This is a genomic window from Mesorhizobium sp. M7A.F.Ca.CA.002.15.2.1 (genome assembly GCF_003998715.1).
In the GTDB taxonomy this organism is placed as follows: Bacteria; Pseudomonadota; Alphaproteobacteria; order Rhizobiales; family Rhizobiaceae; genus Mesorhizobium; species Mesorhizobium ciceri.
In genome coordinates this window covers 1-9,422 of the sequence record NZ_RZPI01000152.1, presented here as the reverse complement: position 1 = coordinate 9,422, position 9,422 = coordinate 1, and the positions used below count along the sequence as shown (strand labels likewise).

9 protein-coding genes are annotated in these 9,422 nt (G+C 63.5%); 2 read left to right on the top strand and 7 right to left on the bottom strand.

Annotation, left to right across the window (positions count from 1 at the left end; genetic code table 11):
• Positions 1-856, top strand: an 856-nt coding sequence (locus tag ENZ74_RS11500) for an ABC transporter ATP-binding protein (RefSeq protein ID WP_164761000.1), incomplete at its 5' end; no start/stop codon positions are given.
• Positions 856-2,748: an ABC transporter ATP-binding protein gene (locus ENZ74_RS11495; protein ID WP_063168687.1), complete on the top strand. Its 1,893-nt coding sequence runs from the start codon at positions 856-858 to the stop codon at positions 2,746-2,748. The genes ENZ74_RS11500 and ENZ74_RS11495, both read left to right, overlap by 1 nt.
• Positions 2,749-2,774: 26 nt before the next feature.
• On the opposite strand, the gene ENZ74_RS11490 is transcribed toward ENZ74_RS11495, so the two are convergent.
• The 7 genes from ENZ74_RS11490 to ENZ74_RS11460 form a co-directional block, all read right to left on the bottom strand.
• Positions 2,775-3,554, bottom strand: coding sequence for an ABC transporter ATP-binding protein (locus ENZ74_RS11490; protein ID WP_063168688.1), 780 nt, complete (start codon positions 3,552-3,554; stop codon positions 2,775-2,777).
• A 10-nt stretch (positions 3,555-3,564) separates the two neighbouring features.
• Complete coding sequence (locus tag ENZ74_RS11485; protein ID WP_027160903.1) at positions 3,565-4,332, bottom strand: ABC transporter permease; 768 nt, start codon at positions 4,330-4,332, stop codon at positions 3,565-3,567.
• A 109-nt stretch (positions 4,333-4,441) separates the two neighbouring features.
• The gene (locus ENZ74_RS11480) at positions 4,442-5,452 is read right to left on the bottom strand and encodes an ABC transporter substrate-binding protein (protein ID WP_164745972.1); all 1,011 of its coding nucleotides are present in this window, start codon (positions 5,450-5,452) and stop codon (positions 4,442-4,444) included.
• A gap of 197 nt (positions 5,453-5,649) precedes the next feature.
• Positions 5,650-6,948, bottom strand: coding sequence for a hypothetical protein (locus ENZ74_RS11475; protein WP_063168690.1), 1,299 nt, complete (start codon positions 6,946-6,948; stop codon positions 5,650-5,652).
• A gap of 29 nt (positions 6,949-6,977) precedes the next feature.
• A complete protein-coding gene (gene hutC / locus ENZ74_RS11470; RefSeq protein ID WP_013530484.1) occupies positions 6,978-7,709 on the bottom strand; it encodes a histidine utilization repressor in 732 nt (243 codons plus the stop codon).
• Positions 7,710-7,741: 32 nt separating this feature from the next.
• Positions 7,742-8,764 (bottom strand): zinc-binding dehydrogenase, encoded by a 1,023-nt coding sequence (locus tag ENZ74_RS11465; RefSeq protein ID WP_063168691.1) that lies wholly within the window; start codon positions 8,762-8,764, stop codon positions 7,742-7,744.
• Between the two features lie 15 nt (positions 8,765-8,779).
• Positions 8,780-9,422, bottom strand: a 643-nt coding sequence (locus ENZ74_RS11460; RefSeq protein WP_206522274.1) for a histidinol dehydrogenase, incomplete at its 5' end; no start/stop codon positions are given.

The following is a 9,422-nucleotide window of genomic DNA, read 5'->3' as shown; positions in this document are numbered from 1 at the left end:
CGCCTCGACCTGCGGCAGCCGGCTATTCGAACTGCTCGACGCCGAGCTCGACATCGAGGACGCGCCCGGCGCCAAGGATCTCGTCGTCACCGATGGCGTGCTGCGCTTCCACAATGTCGGCTTCCGCTACGAGGGCGCGGGCGACCGGCCGACTCTGTCGGGCATCTCCTTCGAGGCGAGGTCCGGCGAGACCATCGGCATCGTCGGCCCGCCAGGCAGCGGCAAGTCGACCATCGCGCACCTGATCCCGCGCTTCTACGACGTCACCTCAGGCGCGATAACCATCGACGGCCAGGACATCCGCAAGGTGACGCTGCAATCGTTGCGCAAGGCCGTCGGCGTCGTGCAGCAGGACGCGTTCCTGTTCACCACCTCGATCGAGAACAACATCGCCTACGGCAATCCCTGGGCGCGCGAGACCCGCATCGGGCAGGCAGCCGAGTACGCCCAATTGCACAATTACATCATGGGCCTCCCAGCCGGTTACACCACAGTCGTCGGCGAGCGCGGCGCGTCGCTTTCCGGTGGCCAGCGGCAGCGCCTGACCATCGCCCGCAGCCTGATGCTGCGGCCGTCCGTGCTGGTCTTCGATGATTCCACCGCGGCCATCGACGCCGGCACCGAACAGCGTATCCGGGCAGCGATGAAACGCTTCGCCAGGGATCGCGTGACGCTCATCATCTCGCACCGGCTGAGTTCGCTGATGCATGCCGACCAGATCCTGTTCGTCGAGGGCGGCCGGATCGTCGAGCGCGGCACGCATGAGGAGTTGCTGGCGCTCGGTGGACGCTACCGCGCGCTCCATGACCTGCAGTTGCGGCCGGACGATGAGCGGCCCGTGGCGGGAGCCGCGTGATGCAGACACCGGCCGACGACGAGGAGGAAGACACCAGCGGGCCACCGACAAAGGCGGTCGTGGGCTCGCACCGCGACGACGAAGAGGTCTTCGGCAAAGCTTATGACCCTCGCATCGTGCGGCGTATCTGGAGCTTCGTGAGGCCGTATCAGAACCGGATTTTCATCTCAGTCGCCGCGGTGCTGGTGTTCACGCTGACCCAGCTGGCGATCCCGCTGGTCATCCGCTACGCCATCGACCACGGCATGACGGCTGGCAAGCTCGACCAATCGGTAATGATCGCCGCGATCAGCGCTTTCGCCGTGATCATCCTGATCAACTATGCTGCCAGCTATGTGCAGGAAAGCGTCGTCGGCAAGGTGGCCGAAAACGTGCTGTCGGACCTGCGCCGCGCCATGTTCAGCCATCTGCAACGGGTCTCGCTGAGCTTCATGGACAAGACCGAGGTCGGCCGGCTGATGTCGCGCCTGCAGGGCGACGTCAATTCGATGCAGGAATTCCTCGAAACATCGGTGATGTCGGTAGGCGACATCGTGCTGTTGTTCGGCATCGTCAGCGTGCTTTTGTGGCTCGATTTCCGACTGGGCCTGCTGACGCTGTCGACCATGCCGGTGCTGTTCATCGTGCGCCTTTTCTGGCTGCCGCGCGCCAAAGTCGCCTTCATGGCCGCGCACGAAACCAACTCGATCGCCAACGGCGCACTGGCCGAAGGCATCCATGGCGTGCGCACGGTGCAGAGCCTCGAGCGCCAGCACGTCAATTTCGACCTCTACGACGAAAAGGTGCTGGCCAACCTCAATGCCCATTTGAGGTCGGCGAAATACGCGCAGGTAATGGTGCCGATCGTCGACACGCTGACCGGCATCGCCATGGCAACTGTCATCGTCGTCGGCGGGTCGATGGTGCTCTCGCACAGCCTCGACATCGGCGTCATGGTGGCGTTCCTGTTCTACATCCAGCGCTTCTTCGACCCGATCCGCTCGCTGACCATGCAATACAGCGTCATGCAGCGCGCCATGGCTTCGGGCCAGCGCATCTCCGAAGTGCTCGACGTGCCGGTCGATGTCAGCGACAGGCAAGGTGCGGTGGCGCTGTCGCGCGATATGGACGGCTCGGTCGAGTTCAGGAACGTCACTTTCGGTTATAGGCCGAACCAGCCGGTGCTGAAGAACATCTCCTTCCGCGTCAACCCGGGCGAGACCGTAGCCCTTGTCGGCCCGACCGGATCGGGCAAATCCAGCTCGATGGCGCTGGTGCACCGCTTCTACGATGTCTGGTCGGGTGAGGTTCTGGTCGGCGGCCATGATGTGCGTGACCTCACCCAGGATTCGCTCGGCGATCAGGTGGCGATGGTGCTGCAGGAGCCGTTCCTGTTCTCCGGCTCGGTGCTGGAAAACATCCGCTACCACAAGACATCAGCCAGCCGCGAGGAGGTGGTCCGCGCCGCACAAGCCGTCGGCGCGCACGATTTCATCGAGAACCTGCCAGATGGCTACGATACCGAACTCGAGCAGCGCGGCGGCAATCTCTCGCTGGGCCAGCGCCAGCTGATCAGCTTCGCGCGCGCGCTGGTGGCGGATGCAAAGATCCTGGTGCTCGACGAAGCCACGGCCAGCATCGATTCCTACACCGAGATGCTGATCCAGAAGGCGCTGATCACGCTGCTGGAAGGCCGCACCGGGCTGGTCATCGCCCACCGTCTGGCCACTATCCGCGGCGCCGACCGCATCATCGTGCTGCAGAACGGCGAGATCGTCGAAAGCGGCAACCACGAACAGCTGATGGCAAGAAAAGGCCTCTACGCCCGCCTCTACAACATGAACTACGCCTCGTTCGACGACATTTCCGAAGGCGAGCTGGAACTGGACGCGGCAGTCGGCAAGGCGACGTGATTGGACCTGCAAACGACCGCAGGCGCCTAGGCCATTTCGGGGCGTTTTGAACCCTCGCGGATGGCCTTGTGCACGCCGCGTTGCAGATCCATGAATACAGGGCTTTCCATCACCTCTTCGCGGCGCGGGCGCTCGATATCCACGTTGAATGTCTGCGTGATACGTCCCGGGCCGATGCCCATGACGACGATGCGGTCCGACAGATAGACGGCCTCCTCCACATCATGGGTGACAAACAGGACGGTCAACCTGTGTTCCTCCCAGATCTGGGTCAGCAGTTCCTGCATCTGATGCCGGGTCAAGGCATCGAGCGCGCCGAAGGGCTCGTCCATCAACAGCATCTTGGGCCGGTAGGAAAGCGCGCGCGCAATGGCGACGCGTTGTTTCATGCCGCCCGAGAGTTCGGCTGGATAGCGGTCCGCACTACCAGACAGCTTGACGAGTTCGAGATGCTCCAGCGCGATCCTGCGGCAGGTCGGGCGATCGTAACCAGCGGCCTTGAGCGCAAACTCGATGTTCTGCCGCGCCGTCAGCCAGGGAAGCAGCGTGTAGGACTGAAAGACGACGCCACGGTCGAGTCCAGGCTGCAGGATCGGCGCGCCATCGATGCTGAGATCGCCCGCGTCGAAGTCCTGCAGTCCGGCCACGATCGACAGCAGCGTGCTCTTGCCGCAGCCCGACGTGCCGACCAGGGAGACAAACTCGTTGTCGGCAAGATCCAGGTTGATACCGCGCAGCACTTCCGTGCGCCGCTCGCCCGTGCCGAAGCTCTTGTGGAGACCGGCGATCCGCAATTTGGGGCTCATCGGCTGGACCTCATTGCGAGCGGCCCTCTTGCTTGAACAGCACCTTTTCCAGCGCCTTCATCACCTGGTCGGTGATGAGGCCGAGCAGGCCGAGCAGCAGGATGTAGCCGATGATGGTGTTGGTCTGGAAATAGCGCTGGGACACGGTGATGCGATAGCCGAGCCCCGAAGTGGCGGCGACGAGTTCGGCCAGCACCAGCCAGGTCCATGCCCAGCCCAAGCTGATGCGCAGCGTATCCCAGATGCCCGGCAAGGCGCTGGGCACGACGATGCGCGTCAGGATCTTGCGATCCGGCAGGCCTAGCGTGCGCCCAAGGCCGATGAAATCGGCTGGAACCCGTTTTACATTGTCCATGATCATCAGCACCTGCTGGAAGAACGTGCCGATGAAGATGATCAGGAATTTCTGCGAATCGCCGGTGCCAGCCCAAAGGATGGAGAGCGGCACGAAAGCGACGACCGGCATGTAGCGGATGAAATCCACCAGCGGCTCGATGGCCGCTTCCCAGGAACGGAAACTGCCAATCAGCACGCCGATCGGTATCGACAGGGCCGAGGCGATGAGGAAGCCGATGGAGATACGGTACATCGAGGCTTTGAGGTCCAGCCACAACGTGCCGTCGGCCGCGAGCTTGGCGATCTGCATAGCGACGCTGCCCGGCGATGGCAGGAAGATCGGCTTTACCAATCCCAGTCCGGTCGCCGCCCACCAGGCAAGGCCGAGCCCGACGAACACGGCCACCGCGATCACCAGGAAGCGCGACCTGGCGATGGGCACGCCGATGCCGGAGGATCGGCGACGCCTCGCCTGTTTCGTGGGACGAGCCGGATCCGTTTGAGCGGGACGCTCCCCGGGCATCTGCGTCACCACCGCGATCCGGCCTTGGTCATTCCGCCGCCTTGACGAACGACGGGTCGATCATCTGCTCCGGCGTCACATCGGCCTGCAGCAGCTTGGCGTTCTTGGCGGCGGCTTCGACATCGGCGAAGGTCTTGGTGGTGAAATCACCGGTCAGCGCCGCCTTGTTTTCGGCGAGTGAGTAGTAACGCACGCCGTCAAAGGCGGTGTTGAGGTCCTTGACGTCCGAACCGACAGCCTTGGCGATGATGGCGCGCCCACCGGGCGTATCGGCATTGTAGTCCTTGAGCGCTGCGTCCCAGCTTTTGATCATGGCCAGCACTTGGCCGGGCCGCGACTTGATCACCTCGTCACGCACCACCAGCACGTCGCTGATCAGGCCGGGATCCTCGCCGGCGGTGAACAGCAGCTTGAGGTCCTTGTTCTGCGCCATGGCGACGGTGAGGTACGGTTCATAGGTCACCGCGACCGGCACCTGGCCGGCGATCAAGGCGCTGCCGGCGTCGGACGCAGGCATCGGAACCGGCTTCACATCGTCGATCGACATGCCGTTCCTGGTGAGCGCGTATTTGAGCAGGATGTCGCTCGTCGTGCCTTCCTCGAAGGCCACCTGCTTGCCCTTGAGGTCCGCGATGGAGGTGACGTCCTTGCCAGCGATGATCGCGTCGGCGGTCATGGAGACGTCGAGCAGCAGCACGATCTTCACCGGCAGGCCGGCCGCAACCATGCCCATCGCCGTGTGGGTGGCGATGTTGGCGGCGTCGAGCTGGCCGCTTGCAAGTGCTGCATTGATGTCCTTGTCCTCGGCGAAGTTGACGATCTGGACGTCGCTCAGCCCGTTCGTCTTGAACAGGCCCTTGGCCTCGGCGACATGCCACTGGCCATAGCCGAGCCAGGGCTCGATGCCGATCTTGAACGCTCCTGCCTCGGGCGTGGTGGGAATGGCCGCATCGGCCGCGTAGGCCGCCGGGGCGGCGGCGAGCCCGATGGCGGCGGCCATCACGAGCGCGCGAAATTGTCCTGTTAGGTTACGCATCATCCTTGTTCCCCTTGATGATCGGACCGCTTTTTCTGACTGAGGTAGCCGGTCCGGTGAGACTGCGGGTTTCTGCTCTTGCGGCACTGTGCCTCGGCGTCTTACCTGCCACTTCATGGTGAAGTGCGCGGATATTTCAGCGTCAGCGGGAGCGGATGTCAAGGCTAAAATACATACATGCATATACAAGTTGGAAAGACTCAATTTTTACGCGCTCCGGGATCGATCCGGTCTAGAAAATCGGTCACCCGATCGGTTCCGGCAACAGGTTCGCTGCCGACCATGACCGCCACCGAAAAGGCAATAAGGGAAGAAACCGGCGTGTGGCTGCGTGCGCCGGCGCGCAGGTTCATGACCAGCGTCGGCGACAGGAAGAGACCGGCCCGGAGCACCGCGCGCCAATCGGCCGGCAGCATGCCGCGCCGTTTGAGCTCAAGCAGCAATGGCCGCCACAGCGCTGTGGCCTTGACCTCCAGCAGGTCGCGGCGGACCGGGCTCAGGTCCCAGTCCGTGTCGACATGGAGCAGGTTTCCGTCCAGCCGCGCATGGGCGCGAAAAGCCTCGGTCGCGGTCGCCGGATCATAGAGCCAGAACGGGTGGGCGAAGATGTTGTGGAACGTCGCCTTCACCTCCGCCAGCAGCGTCGGGATATGCGAGCCTGCAAAGGCAGGATCGAAGAAGGACAGCTCCGCCCTCCCCGCCTTCGCCGTGTACCAGACATTGGCGTTGTGGGCGTCGCCATGCGCGACCACGCCGCCTGCATCGGCAAGCCGGTCCGGCCGCAAGCGCACTGCGGCGGCATCGAAAAGCTCACCGACGCTGTCGGTGTACTGCTCGCCATTGATGACGAATTTCAGCCGGGAAAACCGATCCCAATCCAGCTCGGCACCGGGAAAGACGAACGGCTTGCCGACATAGAAATCGGCCAGCCGGCCGCCTGGCGACAAGCGTGTCTCGGCATCGATCAGCCGCTCATGAAACAGCCTGTGGATCGGTTCCGCCGCCACCTCCTCGACGGTTACCGGATGCAGCGTTTCGAGATAGACCTTGAGCAGCCTGGCCGACAGGTCGCGCTCGGCAAGAACGGCTTCTCGCCGTTTGCCGGCATCGTCCTGCGCATCCAGCGCGAACAGCACATCCGAAAACCTCGGATCCGTGCGCCGCCGATAGACAAGGATCTGCTCGCCCGGTTGGGCCGACATATGCACGGGTTGATCAACCGGCAGGCCGGCGCGCGACAGAATCTCGGCGCGGTAATACTCGCCCGTCATCGCCTCTTCCCGCTCCTCCTGATGGAACTTGAAGAAGTAGGCCTTGCCGTCGTCCTCGAAGAAGCCGTTCAACGAATTGAGGCTGTATTTATCGAAGTTGATGCGGACATTGCGGGGGCGCATCGCGAACAGGTCGCCCAGCAATGCCGCCAGCGCGCTTTGTGCTTCGGCAACATCATGCTGCGCGAGTGCCCGGATCCGCGCCGTGCGGCTCGGTGCCGGCGTCATCTGTCGCTCTTGCATTCGACCTGCTTCCGTCAGCTGCTTTTTGAAGGGGAATAGCGGCTGCCGAGCGAGTAGCGGCTGCCGGCATAAGTCAGCTTGCTGATCGTCGCCACCACCGCGCCCGTCCATGTCCGGCGGTGCAGGAAAAGGCAGCAGGCGCCGACATCGATGCCCAGATGCCGCGCCGTCTCGGCATCCGCCGGGATGGCGGAAATGATATGCTCGACCTCGGTCACCGGGGTTTTCTGCATGAGGTAGTCATAGGTCGCCGTCTTCGAAAAATCCTGCTTGTCATAGTCGGGGATAAGGCTCGGATTGACGAAGCGCTCTTCGAGTTGCACCGGCAGATCGTTCTCGAAATTGACGACGACGGAATGATAGATCGAGACGCGCTTTGGAAATTCGAACGACAGCGCCAGCTCTTTTGTCGGCATGATGGTTTCGAGGACGAGGACTTCGGAACGATGTCTGTTGCCGCGCTCGACGATCTCGGCTGCGATGTTGTTGATCTCGATCAGCGTCGACTGTGGCCGCGGTGGCGCGATGAAGGTTCCCACACCTTGCAGGCGGATCAGAAACCCGGCCGAGGTCAATTCTCTGAGCGCCCGGTGAACCGTCATCCGCGAGACGCCGAGTGAAGCGACCAACTCATTCTCGGACGGCAGCTTGCGATCTTTGCCCCACCGGCCCGTTCCGATGTTTGCCAGGATGTAGTCCTTCACCTTCTCGTAAAGAGGGCTGGCGGTGTCGGGCAAAGTGATCATTTCAAAAGTCCTTTCCGGCGATTCATCGGAAATCACGACTCGACAGGTTGCCGCATGCGGATGATTGTTTTCAAGCCGTCGCTGCGCCCCGCCAACAGCCGCTCATAGGCAGCCGGAATGTCATCCAGGCCGATCTCCTGGTCGATCAGCGCCAGCAGCGGTTCGCTCAATTCACCCAGCATCCGCACGGCCTCGGGCAGTTCGTCGGCAAAGGCATGGCATCCCAGCAACCCGATTTCGCGTTCGACCAGCGTATTGGGATCAATGTCGAGGCGGCCGTGGAAGATGCCGACCATGGCGATCGTACCGCCGGGATCGAGAACGCCGAGCAGCTGATTGAGCGCCGCGACGCTGCCGGTCGCCTCGATGGCCGCGAGCAGCGGGGCATTGGCAGTTGCGGCGGCAACGGCGTCCCGGCTCAGATCGACGATCCGGGCACCCGTCACCCGCGCCACCCGGGCGCAGCGGCTCTGGTTGCGGTCGGCGATCAGCACGGTGCCGGCGAAGGTCCGCGACAACAGCAGGGCGGCAAGACCGCCGATCGGCCCGCAGCCGACGACCAGCACGAAGCCTGTCGTTTTCGGCAGGCGCCGCACCGCGTGCAGCGCCACCGCCAGCGGCTCGGCCATTGCCGCGACCCGCTCGTCGAGCCCGGCATCGATGATATGCAAAAGCCGTGCGGGCAGCACGGCCTGTTCGGCAAATCCGCCGTCGCAGATTTCTCCGACGAAGCCCAGTGACGCGCAGAGATGACGCCTGCCGGCTTGGCATTGCGCGCAGTCTCCGCACCAGAAGCGGGAATCGGCGACAACCCTGTCACCGATAGCGAAGGCGTCGACGCCCGCGCCGGTGGCGGTCACCGTGCCGGTGAGTTCATGGCCGGCCGTCGAAGGCGACCGGCTTATCCACTGTCCCGTGCGGAAATTATGCAGGTCCGAACCGCAGATGCCGGCGGCATCGACCCTGAGCTTCACCCAGCCTGCATCCGGCGCGCCCGGCGTCGCGATGTCCTCGACGCGCAGATCGCCGGGCCCGTAAAGTCGTGCCGCCTTCATCTCGATCGGTTCCGCTCAGCCGGCAAGATAGCGGTCGCGGATCTCCGAGACCGCGTTCTCATGCGAGCTGAAGCCCTCGTAGCGGGCGAGCCTGCGGGCGTGCAGAGCGAGTTCCGGATAGGCCACCGAGGTGACATAGCCGACCGACGAGCGCTTGACGAAATCCGTCACCGAAAGCGGCCCGTAGGTCCGCGCCCAACGGCTGGTCGGCAGCACCGCATTGGGTCCAAGCACGAAATTGGCCAGCGTCACCGGCGTGTGCGGCCCCATCAGGATTTCAGCCGCCTCCGTGATGCGCCCGAGATGCGCGAACGGCTCCTTCGACAGGATCTCGAGATGTTCGGGCGCATAGTCGTTGATGAAGCGGTAGCTGTCTTCCAGCGACGCGGTCAGCACGATGCCACCGCGCTTGCCGGTCAGCACCGCGCGTGAAAACTCGACACGCTGCTCGGTCATCCGCGACCAATGCTCCGGGATTGCAGCCAATGCGGCTTCGGCGACCTTGCGGCTGTGCGTCACCAGATAGGCCGAGGAATCCGGCCCGTGCTCGGCTTCGATCAACAGGTCGAGCGCGGCAAGCCCGCCGTCGACGCTGTCATCGGCAAAGATGATCGCTTCGGACGGCCCGGCCGGAAGGCCTGTGTTGATGACCGAAGAC

What these genes read in the sequence shown, in the direction of transcription:
- ENZ74_RS11475 (WP_063168690.1), bottom strand. Translation starts at nt 6,948, where the DNA reads ATGACGCCGGCACCGAGCCGCACGGCGCGGATCCGGGCACTCGCGCAG.
- ENZ74_RS11490 (WP_063168688.1), bottom strand. Translation starts at nt 3,554, where the DNA reads ATGAGCCCCAAATTGCGGATCGCCGGTCTCCACAAGAGCTTCGGCACG.
- hutC (WP_013530484.1), bottom strand. Translation starts at nt 7,709, where the DNA reads ATGATCACTTTGCCCGACACCGCCAGCCCTCTTTACGAGAAGGTGAAG.
- ENZ74_RS11495 (WP_063168687.1), top strand. Translation starts at nt 856, where the DNA reads ATGCAGACACCGGCCGACGACGAGGAGGAAGACACCAGCGGGCCACCG.
- ENZ74_RS11465 (WP_063168691.1), bottom strand. Translation starts at nt 8,764, where the DNA reads ATGAAGGCGGCACGACTTTACGGGCCCGGCGATCTGCGCGTCGAGGAC.
- ENZ74_RS11480 (WP_164745972.1), bottom strand. Translation starts at nt 5,452, where the DNA reads ATGATGCGTAACCTAACAGGACAATTTCGCGCGCTCGTGATGGCCGCC.